The 15,240-nt window shown below is 67.3% G+C and carries 22 protein-coding genes and 1 pseudogene; 15 read left to right on the forward strand and 8 right to left on the reverse strand.

Translation table 11 applies throughout. From position 1 onward, the window contains the following. Positions 1-110 (forward strand): annotated as a pseudogene (locus ACGVWT_RS09835) (IS5/IS1182 family transposase); the annotation flags it as partial. A gap of 13 nt (positions 111-123) precedes the next feature. On the opposite strand, the gene ACGVWT_RS09840 reads toward ACGVWT_RS09835, so the two are convergent. Both ACGVWT_RS09840 and ACGVWT_RS09845 read right to left on the reverse strand, forming a co-directional pair. Further along, a complete protein-coding gene (locus ACGVWT_RS09840) occupies positions 124-606 on the reverse strand; it encodes an RcnB family protein (RefSeq protein ID WP_315461684.1) in 483 nt (160 codons plus the stop codon). Positions 607-855: 249 nt separating this feature from the next. After that, positions 856-1,740, reverse strand: coding sequence for an alpha/beta fold hydrolase (locus ACGVWT_RS09845; RefSeq protein WP_315461683.1), 885 nt, complete (start codon positions 1,738-1,740; stop codon positions 856-858). A 161-nt stretch (positions 1,741-1,901) separates the two neighbouring features. Between ACGVWT_RS09845 and ACGVWT_RS09850 the strand changes: the two genes are divergently transcribed. The 10 genes from ACGVWT_RS09850 (at position 1,902) to ACGVWT_RS09895 (ending at position 8,248) form a co-directional block, all read left to right on the forward strand. Beyond that, the gene (locus ACGVWT_RS09850) at positions 1,902-2,096 is read left to right on the forward strand and encodes a hypothetical protein (RefSeq protein ID WP_315461682.1); all 195 of its coding nucleotides are present in this window, start codon (positions 1,902-1,904) and stop codon (positions 2,094-2,096) included. A gap of 94 nt (positions 2,097-2,190) precedes the next feature. Further along, positions 2,191-2,520, forward strand: coding sequence for a hypothetical protein (locus ACGVWT_RS09855; RefSeq protein ID WP_116462505.1), 330 nt, complete (start codon positions 2,191-2,193; stop codon positions 2,518-2,520). Positions 2,521-2,554: 34 nt separating this feature from the next. Beyond that, the gene (locus tag ACGVWT_RS09860) at positions 2,555-2,986 is read left to right on the forward strand and encodes a CsbD family protein (RefSeq protein WP_017977824.1); all 432 of its coding nucleotides are present in this window, start codon (positions 2,555-2,557) and stop codon (positions 2,984-2,986) included. Between the two features lie 8 nt (positions 2,987-2,994). Then, positions 2,995-4,506, forward strand: a complete 1,512-nt coding sequence (locus tag ACGVWT_RS09865; protein WP_116462503.1) for a PAS domain S-box protein — start codon at positions 2,995-2,997, stop codon at positions 4,504-4,506. After that, on the forward strand, positions 4,503-4,670 hold the full coding sequence (locus tag ACGVWT_RS09870; RefSeq protein WP_315461681.1) for a hypothetical protein: 168 nt from the start codon (positions 4,503-4,505) through the stop codon (positions 4,668-4,670). Before ACGVWT_RS09865 ends, ACGVWT_RS09870 begins: the two co-directional genes overlap by 4 nt. Positions 4,671-4,703: 33 nt before the next feature. Continuing rightward, the gene (locus ACGVWT_RS09875; protein WP_116462502.1) at positions 4,704-5,585 is read left to right on the forward strand and encodes a hypothetical protein; all 882 of its coding nucleotides are present in this window, start codon (positions 4,704-4,706) and stop codon (positions 5,583-5,585) included. Between the two features lie 70 nt (positions 5,586-5,655). Continuing rightward, positions 5,656-5,799 (forward strand): entericidin A/B family lipoprotein, encoded by a 144-nt coding sequence (locus ACGVWT_RS09880; RefSeq protein WP_018250489.1) that lies wholly within the window; start codon positions 5,656-5,658, stop codon positions 5,797-5,799. A 334-nt stretch (positions 5,800-6,133) separates the two neighbouring features. Then, on the forward strand, positions 6,134-6,298 hold the full coding sequence (locus ACGVWT_RS09885) for a hypothetical protein (RefSeq protein ID WP_165800921.1): 165 nt from the start codon (positions 6,134-6,136) through the stop codon (positions 6,296-6,298). Positions 6,299-6,434: 136 nt separating this feature from the next. Continuing rightward, positions 6,435-7,925: an HWE histidine kinase domain-containing protein gene (locus ACGVWT_RS09890; RefSeq protein WP_315461680.1), complete on the forward strand. Its 1,491-nt coding sequence runs from the start codon at positions 6,435-6,437 to the stop codon at positions 7,923-7,925. After that, positions 7,922-8,248: a hypothetical protein gene (locus tag ACGVWT_RS09895; RefSeq protein WP_315461927.1), complete on the forward strand. Its 327-nt coding sequence runs from the start codon at positions 7,922-7,924 to the stop codon at positions 8,246-8,248. Before ACGVWT_RS09890 ends, ACGVWT_RS09895 begins: the two co-directional genes overlap by 4 nt. Before the next feature lie 377 nt (positions 8,249-8,625). On the opposite strand, the gene ACGVWT_RS09900 is transcribed toward ACGVWT_RS09895, so the two are convergent. The 6 genes from ACGVWT_RS09900 to ACGVWT_RS09925 form a co-directional block, all read right to left on the reverse strand. Beyond that, complete coding sequence (locus ACGVWT_RS09900) at positions 8,626-8,814, reverse strand: helix-hairpin-helix domain-containing protein (protein ID WP_315461679.1); 189 nt, start codon at positions 8,812-8,814, stop codon at positions 8,626-8,628. Further along, positions 8,811-9,305 carry a nucleoside deaminase gene (locus tag ACGVWT_RS09905; protein ID WP_116462498.1) on the reverse strand — a complete coding sequence of 165 codons (495 nt, stop codon included), beginning with the start codon at positions 9,303-9,305 and terminating at the stop codon, positions 8,811-8,813. Before ACGVWT_RS09905 ends, ACGVWT_RS09900 begins: the two co-directional genes overlap by 4 nt. Before the next feature lie 50 nt (positions 9,306-9,355). Further along, positions 9,356-10,255: a pirin family protein gene (locus ACGVWT_RS09910; RefSeq protein WP_315461678.1), complete on the reverse strand. Its 900-nt coding sequence runs from the start codon at positions 10,253-10,255 to the stop codon at positions 9,356-9,358. Beyond that, positions 10,248-10,706, reverse strand: coding sequence for an NUDIX hydrolase (locus ACGVWT_RS09915; protein ID WP_315461677.1), 459 nt, complete (start codon positions 10,704-10,706; stop codon positions 10,248-10,250). Before ACGVWT_RS09915 ends, ACGVWT_RS09910 begins: the two co-directional genes overlap by 8 nt. 169 nt (positions 10,707-10,875) lie before the next feature. Next, positions 10,876-11,601: a glutathione S-transferase gene (locus ACGVWT_RS09920; protein WP_116462495.1), complete on the reverse strand. Its 726-nt coding sequence runs from the start codon at positions 11,599-11,601 to the stop codon at positions 10,876-10,878. A gap of 13 nt (positions 11,602-11,614) precedes the next feature. After that, positions 11,615-11,905 carry a BolA family transcriptional regulator gene (locus tag ACGVWT_RS09925; protein WP_017977837.1) on the reverse strand — a complete coding sequence of 97 codons (291 nt, stop codon included), beginning with the start codon at positions 11,903-11,905 and terminating at the stop codon, positions 11,615-11,617. 113 nt (positions 11,906-12,018) lie between these two features. Here ACGVWT_RS09925 and ACGVWT_RS09930 point away from each other — a divergent pair, with 113 nt between their 5' ends. The 4 genes from ACGVWT_RS09930 (at position 12,019) to ACGVWT_RS09945 (ending at position 15,158) form a co-directional block, all read left to right on the forward strand. Next, a complete protein-coding gene (locus ACGVWT_RS09930; RefSeq protein ID WP_315461676.1) occupies positions 12,019-12,558 on the forward strand; it encodes a J domain-containing protein in 540 nt (179 codons plus the stop codon). 118 nt (positions 12,559-12,676) lie between these two features. Next, on the forward strand, positions 12,677-13,291 hold the full coding sequence (locus ACGVWT_RS09935; RefSeq protein WP_315461675.1) for a TadE/TadG family type IV pilus assembly protein: 615 nt from the start codon (positions 12,677-12,679) through the stop codon (positions 13,289-13,291). After that, entirely contained in the window at positions 13,288-13,842 is a 555-nt protein-coding gene (locus ACGVWT_RS09940; RefSeq protein ID WP_315461674.1) for a TadE/TadG family type IV pilus assembly protein, read from the forward strand. The genes ACGVWT_RS09935 and ACGVWT_RS09940 overlap by 4 nt, the downstream gene beginning before the upstream one ends. Continuing rightward, the gene (locus tag ACGVWT_RS09945) at positions 13,842-15,158 is read left to right on the forward strand and encodes a TadE/TadG family type IV pilus assembly protein (RefSeq protein ID WP_315461673.1); all 1,317 of its coding nucleotides are present in this window, start codon (positions 13,842-13,844) and stop codon (positions 15,156-15,158) included. The genes ACGVWT_RS09940 and ACGVWT_RS09945 overlap by 1 nt, the downstream gene beginning before the upstream one ends. The last annotated feature ends 82 nt before the right edge of the window (positions 15,159-15,240 follow it).

The raw sequence follows: 15,240 nt of genomic DNA on the forward strand, positions 1-15,240 counted from the left end.
TCTTCAACAAGCTCAAGCGCTTCCGCCGCATCGCCTTGCGCTGCGAGAAGACCATCTCCGCCTTCATGGGCTTCGTTCACCTCGCATGCGCCATGATCTGGCTGCGCTAAATGCAGACGCGGCCTAGTAGAAGAAGCGGTTGTAGACCTGGACGACGCGGCCCGAGCGGGTGTCGACCAGCACGACGTCGTTGCCGTAGCGGACCCAGCGCTGATAGCCGTAGCCCGGGCGCGGCAGGCGATAGGTCGCGTAGTCGTTGATCCAATACTGGCGGCCGTAATAGCTCGGCGCGAAGCGATAGCCGGTGGTCACCGGGCGATAGCGATAGCCGCGCGGGCCGGCGTAATTGCCGCGGCGATAGACGTCGCCGTGCGTGCGGCGATAGTCGCGCCAATCCTCGCGCAGTTCCTGGCGATCCTCGCGCACTTCACGGCGTGCGTCGCGGATGTCGCGGCGGTCGCCGTAGCGGCGTGCTTCGGCGAGGTCGCGCTGGCTCTGGCGCAGCTCGCGTTCGCTCTGGCGGACTTCGCGAGCGCTCTGAGCGTTGGCGACGCCGGCGGGCAGGATGGTGGCGGCGGCGAGGGCCGCGATCATGATCTTACGCATCTGTTTCACTCCTCGGTGCGCGTACCGCCCGCTTGTGGGTTGGGGCGTAACGCAGAACGGTCTTGTGACCGCGGGCGGCTGAACGCGTGAGGAATGCTTTGGTCATCTTAGGGAAAGGTGGCTGTCTTTCTTTTCGCTTATCTGTCAGCCGGATGGCGTCATTGCGCGCGGAGCGAAGCAATCCAGGGCGTCCTGGACTGGCTCTGGATTGCTTCGCTGCGCTCGCAATGACGGGAGGGAGAGGGCGCCTCAGATATCCCAGCGCCGCATCGCCGCGACGACCGCCTCCGGCTTTTCCCAGGGCACGAAATGGCCGGCGTCGATCTTCTCGACGGTCAACTGCGGGACATAGGGCGGCAGACCATCGACCAGCACCGGCAGCAGTGCCGAATCGCGCATGCCCCAGATGACCAACGTATCCTGCGTGATTGGCGGGAAGGGCGCGTCGAGGAAGGCGGGGCGGGGCGGGTCCTCGTCCATCGCGGGGACGATCACCTTCGACGCGCGATACCAGTTGAGCATCGCGGTCATCGCGCCCGGCTGCGACCATTCGTCGAGATAGGCGGCCTTGTCTGCGCCGGCGATGGCGTGCGTCACGTGATGGGCGAAGGTGGAGCCGAGGAATTTTTCGAGGCCGGCGCCGACCAGGCCCTGGTCGATGCCCGTATCGCGGAAGCGGGTGATATATTGGCTGGCCTTGCGCTGCTCCGGCTCGTCGAACAGCGCGCGCTGGAAGAGCAGCGGGTGCGGGGCGTTGACGATGACGAGGCGCGCGACGCGATCGGGCCGGGTGAGCGCCGCCATCCAGGCGATCGCGCCGCCCCAGTCATGGCCGACGAGCGTGAAACGATCGATGCCAAGGTGATCGGCGAGCGCGATCAGATCGGCGAGGATATGCTCGGCGGCATAGGCCTCCACCCCTTTCGGCTTGGAGGACCGGGCGAAGCCGCGCTGGTCGGGCGCGACGACATAATGGTCGCGGGCGAGATCGGGGATCACGCCGCGCCACGTGCGGTGCGATTCGGGAAAGCCGTGCAGCAGGATGACCGGCGGATGCGCGGGATCGCCGGCGATCGCGACGTCCAGCTCGACGCCAGTGCGCAGCGCGATACGGGTCAGCGGCGTGTCGGTCATCACTCTCTCCTGTCGCAAGCCCTGTGCGGGTCGTCTTGCCGCGAGCCTAGCGGCGTTTCATCCTGACGTCATGCCCGTGCGCAACGGCATGCCGATCTACCATGTCATGGGTGCATCCTGGCCGATAGGCACGGCGAAACAGCACGTTAGCGTGCCGCTCCATGACCGATACGCCTTCCGAAATACCCGTTTTCCGGTCCGGCCCCGAGGAGCTGGCCTATTTGCGGCGCCGGGCGGATGAGCACAGGCAAGGTGCTGAAAAAGCAGCGGATATGGGATCGCGCGCGATCCATCTGCGGCTGGAACAGCTATATCGCGAGCAAGTCGGGCTGCTGGAAATAGTGCTTCCTGACTAGGTATTTGCGCAAAGATACCAGGAACGGACCAGCCTAACATGGGTTGATGCGCCCGAACCGGCCCTGCTGTGGGGCCGGAGGGCAAGGATCGACCATGGGTTCGACCAGAACGATAGCGACGGTGGTATGCGGCGCGGTGGCATTGGTCGCCTGCGCGGCACCCGCGACCCGGATTTCGACCGGGTTGCAGCGCTATGGCCTGGACGAGTCGCGCGCCGATTGCGTCGGGGGTCGGTTGCAGAGCGACCTGACGCTCGGCCAGCTGCAACAGCTGGGCCGCGCCGCTGCCGCCTATAAGCAGAACGATCCCAATCCGGGCGTGCTGACGGTGGGCGACCTGATCCGCGTCGCAGGCGAGCTGAAGGACCCGAAGATCGCTCTGTCGGTCGGCAAGGCCGCGGCGGGCTGCGGCGTCCTGCCCTGATCCTGCACTTCCCCATCCGCAAAGGAGATATTCCGTGAACAAGGACGAATTCCACGGCGGCGTGCGCTATGCGACCGGCAAGGTCGAAAAGGCGGTCGGCGATACGGTGAACAGCCGCGACTGGCAGGTCGACGGCGTCGTCGATCAGGTCGCCGGCGGTGCCCAGCACACCTATGGCCGCGCCAAGTCGATCATCGGCGAGGCGGTGGACAGCGCACCCGAGTTGCTCGACGAAGCGCGCGACCGGCTGAAGGATGCGGGCGAGCGGATCGCCGACGTGGCGGGTGACACCGCCGCGCGCGCGAAGGACGCGGCGGGCAAGCATGGCAAGGTCGCCGCGGACGCCGCGCGCGAACATGGCAAGGCGGCGGCGAAGACCGTGCAGGACACGCCGGCTCTGTGGGCTGTGGCCGCGCTGGTCGGTGGCTATGCGCTCGGCTGGCTGATCCACGGGCGTCGCGCCTGAGGCGATCGATGACGGCCGCCCTGCTCAAATCCCTGCGCGATACCGCCGATCTGCGCCACCTGCGCCAGATCATCGTCGGTCTCGACGAAGGGGTGATCCTGATCGATCCCGACCAGAGCCTGCTCTGGGCGAATGACGCCGCGCTGGCGATGCACGGCGTCGGATCGGTCGAGGAGCTGGGCGCGACTGTCGACGAATATCGCGCCCGCTTCCAGCTGCGGTATCGCAACAACCACCGGCTGGAGGCGGACGCCTATCCGATCGAACGCGTCGTCGCCGGCGACTGCTTTTCCGAAGTGGTCGTCGAAGTGACGGTGGCGGGCGAGGACGATCCGCGCTGGGTGCATCAGGTGCGTAGCCTCGTCCTCAACGATGCCGATGCGGGCGAACCGGCGTGCCTGGTGCTGATCATCCAGGACGTGTCGGCGCGTTACGAGGCGGAGGATCGCTTCGAACAGTCGTTCAACGCCAATCCGGCGCCGGCGGTGATCTGCCGGTTGAGCGACCTGCGCTTCGTGAAGGTCAATCAGGGGTTCCTCGAGATGACCGGGCATCAGCGCGATCAGGTGCTGTGCAAGACGGTGTACGACATCGACGTGCTGCGCGAGGCGGAACGCCGCGATCTGGCCAAGGAGCGGCTCGCCGAAGGGCGGACGATCCCGCAGATGGAGGCGGAGCTGGAACTGCCGGGTGGCGGCACCAAGCTGGTGATCGTTGCCGGGCAGCCGATCGACATGGGCGACCAGCCCTGCATGCTGTTCACCTTCGCCGACCTGGAACCGCGCCGGAAGGCGGAGGGCGCGTTGCGCCATAGCGAGGAGCGGTTCACCCGCACCTTCCAGATGGCGCCGGTGCCGATGGCGATCGGCGCGCGCGATGGGCATCTGCTGTGCGAGGTGAATGCCAGCTTCACGCAGATGACCGGCTATGCCTCGACCGAGATCATCGGCCGCCCGCTCGGCGAGGTCGAATTGTGGGAAAATTCCGCGATCCGCAAGGAGATCGAGGCGCTGATCGACGACGGCCACGCGCTGCGCGGTCATGAGGCGCGGATCCACGCCAAGGACGGCGCGGGGATCGACTGTCTGGTGTCGACCGAGGCGATCCGGCTGGGCGACGACGCCTGCGTGCTGTGGGCGTTCCAGGACATCACGCAGCGCAAGGCGACCGAGCTGGAGCTGGTCGAGGCGATCGAGGCGGTGATGAAGGACACCAGCTGGTTCAGCCGGTCGATCATGGACAAGCTCGCCCGGCTGCGCGCGCCCGAGCGGCAGGCGGACGGGCCGGGCCTGGACGATCTGACGCGGCGCGAACGCGACGTGCTGGCGCTGATCTGTCGCGGCTATGACGACAAGCGCATCGCGCGGGCGCTCGACGTGTCGGGCAACACCGTGCGCAATCATGTCGCGCGCATCTATGCCAAGATCGGCGTCAACCGGCGCATCGCCGCAGTCGCCTGGGCCCGCGCGCGTGGCTTCGACGGCGAGGGCGTCGTCATCGAGACGGAGGCGGCGGCATGAGCAAGACCCCGAAAGCCGATGCCGCGGCGCGCGCGACCAAGGGGTCCGTGCAGGAGGCGATCGGCAAGTTGATCGGCGACGATGCGGCGCGCGAGCGCGGTCGTGCCGAAAAGGACGCGGGCACCGCTGCGGCGACCCGCCGGGCCAAGGAATCCCGGGACTGATCCCGGACACGCATTTTTCCAACAGGAGTGATTATGGCTACCCATGCTTATACCGGCCCGGTGCCGGGCGATGACCTGCGCACGGCGAAGACGCCGACCCGATTGTCGTGGGGCGCGGTGTTCGCCGGTGTCGTCATCGCGGTGGCGGTGCAGCTGGTGCTGGGCATCCTGGGCGCGGGTATCGGCCTGACCATGGTCGATCCGGTCGAGGGCACGACGCCGGGCGCGGCGGGCTTTGGCATCGGGGCCGGTATCTTCTGGCTGATCACCACCGTCATCGCGCTGGGCGCGGGCGGCTATGCCGCGGCGCGCGTTGCGGGCGTGCATGACCGGTTCGACGCGCTGGTCCACGGCCTGGTCGTGTGGGGCGTCACGCTGATCCTGACCCTGTATCTGCTGACCTCGGTCGTCGGCGGCATCATCGGCGGCGCGTTCCGCACGGTGGGTGCGGTCGCCGGCGCGGCGGGCAGCACGGTGGGCGCGGCGGCACCGGCCGCAGCCTCGGTCGCCGGTATCGACAAGCAGGACGTGCGCAGCGAGGCCGCGGCCTATCTGTCGGACGCGCCGAACGATCCCGCGCAGATGACGCCCGAGCAGGCGCAGACCGCGATCGCCAAGGAATTGCCGGCGATGGCCCGCGGCGGTGCCGAAGGCCAGCAGGCGGAAGCCCGCGTCGTCGACATCGTCGCCGCGCAGCGCAAGATCAGCCGCGAACAGGCGCAGGCCCAGGTGACGCGCGCCAAGCAGCAGTTCGTCCAGGCCAAGGACAAGACGGTCGAAACCGCGAAGGTCGCGACCGACAAGGCGGCGGGCGCTGCCGCCGGCACCTCGTTCATGCTCGTGCTCGCGCTGCTGATCGGCGCAGGCGCTGCCGGTTTCGGTGCAACCGCGGCGACCCGCCGCCGGCTGCGCTGAGTGTGCGCGGCGGGCCGGCGTATTCGGGCCCGCCGCATCCCTTTACCGAATGTCTGGAAAGGACACGATGATGACCACCAAGACCATCGGCGCCGCGCTGGCGCTCGCCACCGTCCTGTCGCTGTCGGCGTGCAACACGGTCAACGGCGCAGGCAAGGACCTGAAGTCGGCCGGCTCCGCCATCTCCGACGCCTCGGGCGAAAAGAAGAAGTGACGCCGGGCGGGGCGGGCCGAAGGGTCCGCCCCGTTTCGCATCAGGGCGCGTCATGGCGCGGGAACCGCCGAGCGGATCGCGCGTTATGGGTCAAACGGGCGGGTATCATCCGATTGCGCCCGCCTCGTTTGACCTGCCGGACCTGCCCTGACCAACAGTCTCCCCATCGCGAGGCCCTTCGCACGGCCTGACCGGCGCCATCCGGACCGGATGCGCGGACGCGGGTCTTTCGTTTTCATGCGCCGCCCCGATGCCCTGCGCCCCTGCGTGCGCCGGACGTGTTCCGCGGCGTACCGACCGTCTCGATCGACCATGCAGAAAGGGGCCTGACGCCATGGAAAGCTATTATCGGGAGCAGGCGGCGTCCTGCGCGCGCGAGGCCGCGGCGACTCAGCTGTCGCAGGTGCGCGATCGCTTTCGTCGGTCGGAAGAGGCTTGGCTGGCGATGGCGGATCGTATCGCCCGCACCGCCGCGTTCAAGGCGACCAACGGCGCGTAACCAGTCCCCCGCTAAGTCACGGCGGATCAACGACATTATGGTTCGCCGCCAAGGCATTTGGCAGGCAATCCAATTATATCCGTTACGGCAGCGTCTCTTGTCCGGGCGTGTGCTTTAGCCTAGGACTGTTCCTGCTTTGGACCGACAGCCGCTGCCCCCCGTTCCGCACACGCCATTCGACGCGCCGCCGGCCGTGCGCGCGGCGATCGACGCGTTCCTGCGCGGGCTCGACCCGAGCGACCCGTTCCTGGCGGTGGTCCAGCATTCGATCACCGCGATCGTGGTCAGCGACCCGACTTTGCCCGATAATCCGCTCATCTATGTGAACGACGCGTTTACCGCGCTGACGGGTTTCGAGGCGGCGGAAGCGCTGGGCCGCAACTGCCGGTTCATGCAGGGGCCGCTGACCGATAATGCGGACGTCGAACGACTGCGCACCGCGATCCGACGGCGCGAGCGGATCGGGATCGACCTGCTCAATCATCGGCGCGACGGTACGCCCTTCTGGAACCGGCTGATGGTGGCGCCGGTGTTCGATGCGGCGGGCGAGCTGCGCTATTTCGTCGCCTCGCAGCTGGACGTGACGATCGAGCGGCATCGGCTGCAGGAATTGCAGCAGGATCGCGACACGCTGACCGCCGAACTGGAAAAGCGCGAAGCGCTGCTCGCCGAGCGCGAGGCGCGGCTGGCGATGGCGCTCAATGCCGGCGGCCTCGGTACCTGGACGCTCGCGCTGCCGAGCAACGTGCTGACCGCATCGGCGTCCTGCCTGGAGAATTTCGGGTTTCCGCCCGGCGCATATTTCGGTGAGCAGGACCTCGCCGAAAGCCTGCACCCCGACGATGCCGCGCGCGTCCTCGCCGCGATCAGGGATACGATCGCCAACGACGCGCCCTATGACATCGAATATCGCATCCTGACGCCGTCGGGCGAGCAGCGCTGGATCCATGCGCGCGGCGCGGTGCAGCGGCGTGCCGATGGGACGCCGCTGGAAATGTCGGGCTTCACCAGCAACATCACGGCGCGCAAATTCGCCGAGGAGCATCGCGCGGTGCTGGCGCGCGAGCTGACGCACCGGGTGAAGAACACGCTGGCGACCGTCGGCGCGGTGGTGAGCCAGACGTTGCGCGACGCGCCGTCGCTCGGCGAGGCGCGCGCAGCGGTGGCGGGGCGGATCGCGAGCCTGGGTGCGGCGCACGAGCTGCTGGTGCGCGACGAGGTGGAGGGCGCGGCGATCGGCGAGATCGTCGAGCGTGTGCTGGCGCCGTTCCTCGACAGCAACGGACGGCGCTTCACGATCGAAGGGCCGGACATCCGCCTCAGCCCCGAAATCACGCTGGCGCTGTCGATGGCGCTGCACGAACTGGCGACCAATGCGATCAAATATGGCGCGCTGTCGGTGCCCGAGGGGCAGGTCGCGATCCGCTGGGCGCTGGTCGGTGCGGTCGGCGAGCGGCGCTTCGCGTTCAGCTGGGCCGAACAGGGCGGCCCGCCGGTGACCGCGCCGATGCGCACCGGCTTCGGCACGCGGATGATCCAGCGCGTTTTCGCCCAGCATGTCGAGGGGCAGGCGGGCATTACCTATGCGCCCGATGGCGTGCGCTTCGCGATCGAGGCCCCGGTCTGAGCCAGCCGGCCCCGCCGGCGACACCGGACCTGCGCTATATCGTGGTGCGGGGGCGGTTGTGGCGGCGCGCCAACCCCGCGTTGGCAGAGCACGAGCGGCAACCTTTGGTATCGCAGCTGATGGCGGCGCGGCGGGCGGTCGCGGCGGCGAAACGGGCGGGTGACGCGGACGCGGAGGCGCGGGCGCATGCTGCGGTAGATGCGGCGAAGGTGGCGCTCGGCGAACGCGGGCCGGTGTGGTGGGACGACGGCGCGCCGGATCTCAACCGGCATATGGCGCGCAACACGGTGTACGCGGCGTGGTTTGCGGGGTTGGGGGCGTAGGGCGGCGGGGGTTTGGGGCTGGCCGGTGTTGGTTGGCTCGTGGGTGTTGGTTGGCGTGCCCGTTACGCCCGGTCGTCATCCCCGCGGAGGCGGGGATCCATAACCGCTACCGACTGCGATGGAGCCGCGACGGTAGCGCGTCTGGATTCCCGCCTTCGCGGGAATGACGGGTGGGGGGCATGGCGGCTGACGGGGCTGCTGGGTGCGGCGCGGCGGGCGCTTTGGTTGGTGCCCTTCTGTTCGTTATTCCCGTCCCTCGGTCATTTCGGCGCATGCCGGGATTCCTGGACGCGCGCGTGTCGAGGGTTGCCCGCCGATGCTGAGGACGTCGCCCTCCATGGATCCCGGCGTGCGCCGGGATGACGGGGCGAGAGGTGTTACCCCAGCGTCAGCGTGTCGTCGTCGAGGTCGACCTTGCCGGCCAGGCCGGGCACTTCGTCCAGCTGGCGTAGCGCGGTGAAGCCGCCGCGGTCTTCGCGGTAGCGGACGATTGCGAAGCCGTGGCCGGCGAGTGCGGGAACGGCGTTGAGCTCGTCCGCAGTGGCGGTGTTGACGTTGACGCTCACAGGTTCGCCTGCTCCTCTTTCGGCAGATCGGCATCGGGGCCGTAATACAGTCCGGCGCATTCGTCGGCCAAGCAGCCGCCTTCGATCTCGATATCGTCGCGATAGGCGTCGGCGATGAAGGCGAGCGTGTCGACGTGCTTCGCTTCGAAATACATCGGATGGACGTCGTCGCGGCCGGCGCCGAAGACGACGCGGCCGACCTTCGACCAGATCGAGGCCATCGTACACATGCCGCAGGGTTGCAGCGTCGAATAGAGCGTCGCCCCACGCAGCTCGAGTTCGCCGATCCCTTCACAGGCGCGACGGATCGCCATCATCTCGGCATGCGCGGTGGCGTCGGGCAGCTCGTGCGTCTGGTTGCGTTCGGCGGCGAGCACCTTGCCGTCGCGCACGATCACGCAGCCGAGCGGCGAGGTCGACGGATCGGACCCCTTCGATCGGGCGACGTCGATCGCCATCTGCATCCAATATTCGTCATCACCTGCGCACATATTCGCCCCGCTTTCGAGGGGCCTAACGCACGGGCGCGGCGAAAGACGCTTTAGGGATAGCTGACGGTGTTGGGCACCTGCGGGATGGGAATCCATTCCTTGTCGTCGCCGGGGACGAGCGGAAATTCGCCGGCGGTCCAGGCGCGGCGCGCCTCCTCGATCCGCTCGCGGCGCGACGAGACGAAGTTCCACCAGACGTGGCGCGGGGTCTTGAAGGCGTCGCCGCCCGCCAGCATCGCGCGGCCGCCGGTGTCGGAGCGCAGCGTGGCGGCGATACCGGGGCGCAGGACGTAGAGCTTCATCGGTTCCAGCGGCACGCCCTCCAGCGTTGCCTCACCGAAGGCGAGATACACGGCGCGCTCGTCCGCCGCGGCGTCGATCGGCACGGCGGCACCGGGATCGAGCACGATGTCGGCGTAGATCGTGCCGGCATAGGTGGTGGTCGGCGCACGCTGGCCCCACAATTCGCCCATGATGATCCGCGCGCGGGCGCCGTTCGCCTCCAGTGTCGGCAGCGCATCGCGGGCGACATGCTCGAAATCGGGCGCCATTTCCTCCTGTGCGTCGGGCAAGGCGAGCCAGGTCTGGATGCCCGACAGAACCGGGCCATGCGCGCGCTCATCGCCCGGCGAGCGTTCCGAATGGACGATGCCGTGGCCGGCGGTCATCAGGTTCACGGCGCCGGGTTCGATCCGGAGCTGCGTGCCGAGCGAGTCGCGATGATCGATCGCGCCGTCGAACAGATAGGTGACGGTGGCGAGGTTGATGTGCGGGTGCGGGCGCACGTCGATGCCGCCGCCCGCGGCGAGCTGTGCCGGACCCATCTGGTCGAAGAACAGGAACGGCCCCACCATCGTGCGGGCGCGGCCGGGCAGCGTGCGGTGGACCTTGAACCCGCCCAGGTCGTGGGTGACGGGCGTGATGGTCTGAAGGACGAAATCGTCAAGCACGGGCAGGCTCCGTTTCGCGAAGAAGCTGTTCGAGATCAGCAGGGTAGATGACTTCCGGCCAGTCGGCGAGTTCGGACAGTGCGAACCAGCGCGATCCCGCCAGCACACGCTGTTCGAGCGCGGTCAGCGCGCCGGCCTGCACGTCGTGACGATCGATATCGACGCGGAAATAGCGTTCGTCGGCGATCACCTCGACGCCTTCGAAGGTCAGGAATTCGCAGGTGCGCTGCGCGACTTCCAGGCCGCAGTCGATGTCCAGCCCCACCTCTTCCCACAATTCGCGGCGTGCCGCCTGCGGGTAGGTTTCGCCGGGATCGACCGCACCGCCGGGCGTGCACCACAGGGGCGGGCGGTCGCCGGGAGTGAAGCGCATCAGCAGCACGCGGCCGGCGCCATCGACCAGCAAGATGCGGGCGGCGGGGCGGGGGACGCGGGTTACGGGCGACGACATCGGGCTTACTTCCAATCCCCGTTCGGTTTCAGCCGGTCGAAGGCTGTATGCCATGGGCGTCAGCCGTGCGGGCACGGCTCCCGCCGACGCGGCTCAAGGTCAGCGGGCTTGGGCGTGTCTTACCGGTCCGGCGCGATCGCGACACCCCGCAATCCGGAAACGCTGCGGTTCAGTGCAGGCGCGATGCGCAGTCGAGTTCGGGATAGTGGCGGAAGATTCCCTCGGTCGTGAACGGCAGGCGTCGGTCGCTCTTCAGATAGGCGCGGATGCCGGGCAGGTCCGCCACCGCGTCACGCAGGCGGAGCAGCGCGGGATACCGCGATTCCAGCGCCGCCATTCGCTGCGGGAACATATAGCGCAGCCCCTCGACCAGCTGGAACAGCGAGGTGTCCGCATAGGTCCAGCGATGATCGACCAGCCATTCGGTCGGGCCATGCCGTGCCGCCGCCTCGAAATGGTCGAGATATTTGGGCAGGCGTTCCCTGCGGAACTGGTCGGCGGCGCGCGCCGCCTCGTCCTTCTGGTCGTCGTAATAGGCCATCATCGCGACGGGATGATGGACGCTGTGCACTTCGGCGATGCAGTCGGCGATGGTCAGTTGCAGTTGGTTGATCCACTGCCGGTCGGCAAGGTTCGACGGTGCCAGATCGTGCTGCTGGCCAAGGAATTGCAGGATGTTGGCGACCTGCGCCACGGCGTGATTGTCGAGCGCGAGATAGGGCGGGGCGAACGGACCGCGGCCGGCCTTCGTCCGCGTCTCCATATCGGCCATCATCGCCTCGACACCCTCCAGCCGGGCGCAGTCGACATAGTCGATACCCGCCGCCTCCAGCGCCAAGCGCACGAACTCGCCACGCCCCTGGATGGTGGGCCAATACCACAGGCGATAGGGCATCAGGCTCTCCCGTTCACTCACCCGGCGCGCGTGCCTTGATCGCGAGGGCATGGATGCGCGTCGACAACAGATCGGCGAGCGCTTTGTTCACGCGGCGCTGGCGTGCGACGCGGGTTTCGCCGGCGAACAGCGGGCTTTCGACGGACACGCTGAAATGCGACTCACCGGTGCCGTCGTCCCCCATATGGCCGGCATGATGATGGCTGTCGTTGACGACCTCAAGATGAGTCGGTTGCAGCGCGTCGCGCAGGCGCTCTGCGATGATGTCGGCGAGGGGACGGGCGGCGGTGGCGGTGTCGGTCATCGCGCCTATATAGCCAAGCTTGCGCAGATTAGGGAGCGTTCGTGGCGCGCGGAAGTGACAGGAAAGACCGGCCGCACACGCGGTTTCATGGCCGGGTGGAAGCGAATGGACGCATGTGCGCGGAGCCGGGCTGCGAAGAGCCGGGCGAGTTTCGCGCGCCGCCGCTGGAAGGCGCGAGCGATGGCGGCGGAGGGCCGGGCGCGTTCCGCTGGATGTGCCTGGAGCATGTCCGCGCGTTCAACAGCCGATACAATTACTTCGACGGAATGACGGCGGACGAGATCCACCGCGCACAGCGGCCGCTGGCGGGCTGGGAGAGCGAGACGCGGGCGTTCGCGCGCGCCGGCACAGGCGACCAGGGGCCGCGCTGGGCCGATTTTCGCGATCCGCTCGATGCGATCGGCGCACGCTATCGCCGCGAGGTTGCGCCCGAGCGCAGCGACGGCAAGCCGCTGTCAGGTCAGGACCGGGCGAGCCTGAAGGTGCTGGGCCTGGCCCCGGACGCCGATCGCACCGCGCTGCGCAAGCGCTATTCGGAACTCGTCCGCACCTATCATCCCGATCGCAACGGCGGCGATCGCAGCCACGAAGCCATGCTGCAAAAGGTGATTGCAGCCTATCAGCAACTGCGGCAGGCGCCGGCATTCCTGTGAGCCGGGGCGCCTGCACGCGGTGACCGCCGACGAGGTCCGCGCATAGAACCATAGCGCCATAAAGTCCGAAGCGGACCGTTTTGGGTTTTTGTTTACTTTTGTCCGGTACGGTTGCCGCATGAGGCTTCCGACCATCCTTCGCGCCTGTGCGCTTCGCCAGGCGCGCCGTGCGCGTGCGGCGACCTGCGGTGCGCCGCGGCTGGCTCGCGACACGCGGGGAGCGACGATCGTCGAATTCGCGATGGTCGCGGTGCCGTTCATCGCGCTGCTGCTGGCGGTGGCCGTCACCAGCCTCGCCTATTTCGTCCAGGAAGTGCTGGAAACCGGGGTCGAATCGGCCGCGCGCAATATCGTGACGGGCCGTACCCAGGCTGCCGACGATACGGGGTCACAGAGCGGGATGACGAAGGCGCAACTCGCCGAACGATTCCGGAAGGCCGGCTGCGCGTCTCTGCCCGCCTTCCTGCCGTGTTCGCGCCTGTACGTCGAGGTGAAGAGCACGGGCGACTGGGCGTCGATGGACAATAGCGCCCCGGCGGTGACGATCGGGTCGGACGGCAGGATCGCCAACACCTTCGCTTACGATCTGGGCAGCCAGGGATCGATCGTGCTGGTCCGGTTCATGTACCTCTGGCCCGTCCAGTCGGCGCCGCTGTTCGATTTCAGCAACATGGGGCCGGGGCGCCGCCTGCTGATGGCGACGTCGGTCGCCAAGTCGGAGACCTATTCATGATCGCCCGCCTGCGCCGCTGGCGGGATCTGGCGCGCGATACGCGTGGCGTGGCGCTGATCGAATTTGCGATGGTGCTGCCCATCCTGCTGATCCTGTACCTGGGCAGCGTGCAGTTGCAGGACGGCATCGCCTGCAAGCGCAAGGTGACGATCGCAACGCGCGCCACCGCCGATCTGATCGCCCAGAATGCCAGTGGCAGCACGACCAAGACGGATGTCGACAACAGCCTGGCCGCGGCGACGCAGGTGATGGCGCCCTATCGCTCGGACCGGGCGGTGATCCGGCTGACGCACATCACGATCGACAACATGATGCGGGTTCGGATCGACTGGAGCCGGGCCCGTAACGGGCTGCCCGATACGCCGGGAACGTTGTCGAACATTCCGCTCGCCATGCGCGTGCCGGGCGTGTCGTTCATCGTCGCCCACGTGACCTACAATTATCGCCCGCCGGCCAATTTCGGCTTCGTCAAGCCGATCGCGCTCGATGACTTCCTCGTGATGCTGCCGCGCAATTCGCAGACCATCACCTGTTCGGATTGCAACACGTGATGACCGCTTTCGCTGCCCGCCTGCGACGCCTGTTCCGCGATCGGCGGGGCAATGTGCTGATGATGTTCGGCTTCGCGCTGCTGCCGCTCACCTTCGCGGTGGGCATGGGCATCGATTATGCGCGCGCGATGACGGCGCAGACCAAGCTGAACGCGATCGCCGATGCCTCGGCCCTCGTCGCGGTCAGCAAGCTGGTGATGCCCTTTCCCGACGTGATGGCCGCCGAGAAGGCGACGATGATGTTCACGCTGCAATCGCAGCCGGTGCTGGGGACGGGATCGGTCAGGATCACCCGCCTCGTCGTGACGGCGGTGAAGGATGCCACCGGCCGGCGGACCGCGACGGTGACGTACAAGGCGACGTCGGACAACGTCTTCGCTCGGATCCTGGGGCTCAACGTCCTCAACATCGGCGGTACGTCGACCACGACCAATGCCATCGCACCCAACATCAACTTCTACGTCCTGCTCGACGTGTCCGGATCGATGGCCTTGCCCAGCACCTCCGCCGGGCTGCGCACGGTCGCCAACAGCAATTCGCGCGGGTGCAAGTTCGCCTGCCATTCGGTAAAAGACCAAACGGGGGCGGACAAGAACGGCAACCAGGTCAGCCTGTACGACGTCGCGCGGTCCTATGGCCTGACGCTGCGTATCGACGAGGAGGCGAGCTCGGTGAACAAGCTCGCCGACACCGCGATCAGCACGATGAGCCGCAACGGTGCGATGTATCAGATGGCGATTTCCACATTCCGCGGCAGTGGCGGTTTCGCGACGCCCATGCCGCTGACGCCGAAACTGACGATGGCCTATGCCGTCAGTCCGACGATCCAGCCGTCCACCTTCTACAAGAACGGCTGCCCGACGCAGGCCTGCCAGCGGAGCGAGGTCGGCTGGAACGACCAGGACAGTGCGCACAGCGACGCCTTCGACAATATGAACGCGATGATGGGGACACCCGGATCGGGCGTGAACGGCGACAACCCCAAGGGTGTGATGTTCATCGTCACCGACGGCATGCGCGATGAAAATCGTCCCGGGAGCAAGCCCGAGGCCGCGATCGACACCACGAAATGCGACGCGATCAAGGCCCGCGGCATCCGCATCGCGGTGCTCTATACCGAATATCTGCGCGAATCGCTCGACAACGACAGCTGGTCGCAGACCAATGTGGCGCCCAATTTGTACAAGGTCGAACCCGCGCTGCAAGCCTGCGCCTCGTCGGGCCTCTACACCAAGGTGTCCACCGACGGCGACATCAGCGCGGCGTTGAGCGCGCTGTTCCAGAACGCAGTGGCGACGGCGCGCATTTCGCAATGAGGGTGCGTGGCCGCGGCATATCGAGCGTAAATATATGCGAGTAGCTCGCATTAGCGTTGACGGTGATAATAACTCGCATTAA

The organism is Sphingomonas sp. S6 (assembly GCF_043498045.1).
In the GTDB taxonomy this organism is placed as follows: Bacteria; Pseudomonadota; Alphaproteobacteria; order Sphingomonadales; family Sphingomonadaceae; genus Sphingomonas.

Coding starts and splice junctions, on each gene's coding strand:
- ACGVWT_RS09905 (WP_116462498.1), bottom strand. CDS start 9,305: ATGTGCGCAGGTGATGACGAATATTGGATGCAGATGGCGATCGACGTC.
- ACGVWT_RS09945 (WP_315461673.1), top strand. CDS start 13,842: ATGACCGCTTTCGCTGCCCGCCTGCGACGCCTGTTCCGCGATCGGCGG.
- ACGVWT_RS09845 (WP_315461683.1), bottom strand. CDS start 1,740: ATGACCGACACGCCGCTGACCCGTATCGCGCTGCGCACTGGCGTCGAG.
- ACGVWT_RS09880 (WP_018250489.1), top strand. CDS start 5,656: ATGACCACCAAGACCATCGGCGCCGCGCTGGCGCTCGCCACCGTCCTG.
- ACGVWT_RS09870 (WP_315461681.1), top strand. CDS start 4,503: ATGAGCAAGACCCCGAAAGCCGATGCCGCGGCGCGCGCGACCAAGGGG.
- ACGVWT_RS09935 (WP_315461675.1), top strand. CDS start 12,677: ATGAGGCTTCCGACCATCCTTCGCGCCTGTGCGCTTCGCCAGGCGCGC.
- ACGVWT_RS09940 (WP_315461674.1), top strand. CDS start 13,288: ATGATCGCCCGCCTGCGCCGCTGGCGGGATCTGGCGCGCGATACGCGT.
- ACGVWT_RS09885 (WP_165800921.1), top strand. CDS start 6,134: ATGGAAAGCTATTATCGGGAGCAGGCGGCGTCCTGCGCGCGCGAGGCC.
- ACGVWT_RS09855 (WP_116462505.1), top strand. CDS start 2,191: ATGGGTTCGACCAGAACGATAGCGACGGTGGTATGCGGCGCGGTGGCA.
- ACGVWT_RS09875 (WP_116462502.1), top strand. CDS start 4,704: ATGGCTACCCATGCTTATACCGGCCCGGTGCCGGGCGATGACCTGCGC.
- ACGVWT_RS09925 (WP_017977837.1), bottom strand. CDS start 11,905: ATGACCGACACCGCCACCGCCGCCCGTCCCCTCGCCGACATCATCGCA.
- ACGVWT_RS09920 (WP_116462495.1), bottom strand. CDS start 11,601: ATGCCCTATCGCCTGTGGTATTGGCCCACCATCCAGGGGCGTGGCGAG.
- ACGVWT_RS09850 (WP_315461682.1), top strand. CDS start 1,902: ATGACCGATACGCCTTCCGAAATACCCGTTTTCCGGTCCGGCCCCGAG.
- ACGVWT_RS09865 (WP_116462503.1), top strand. CDS start 2,995: ATGACGGCCGCCCTGCTCAAATCCCTGCGCGATACCGCCGATCTGCGC.
- ACGVWT_RS09840 (WP_315461684.1), bottom strand. CDS start 606: ATGCGTAAGATCATGATCGCGGCCCTCGCCGCCGCCACCATCCTGCCC.
- ACGVWT_RS09915 (WP_315461677.1), bottom strand. CDS start 10,706: ATGTCGTCGCCCGTAACCCGCGTCCCCCGCCCCGCCGCCCGCATCTTG.
- ACGVWT_RS09930 (WP_315461676.1), top strand. CDS start 12,019: ATGTGCGCGGAGCCGGGCTGCGAAGAGCCGGGCGAGTTTCGCGCGCCG.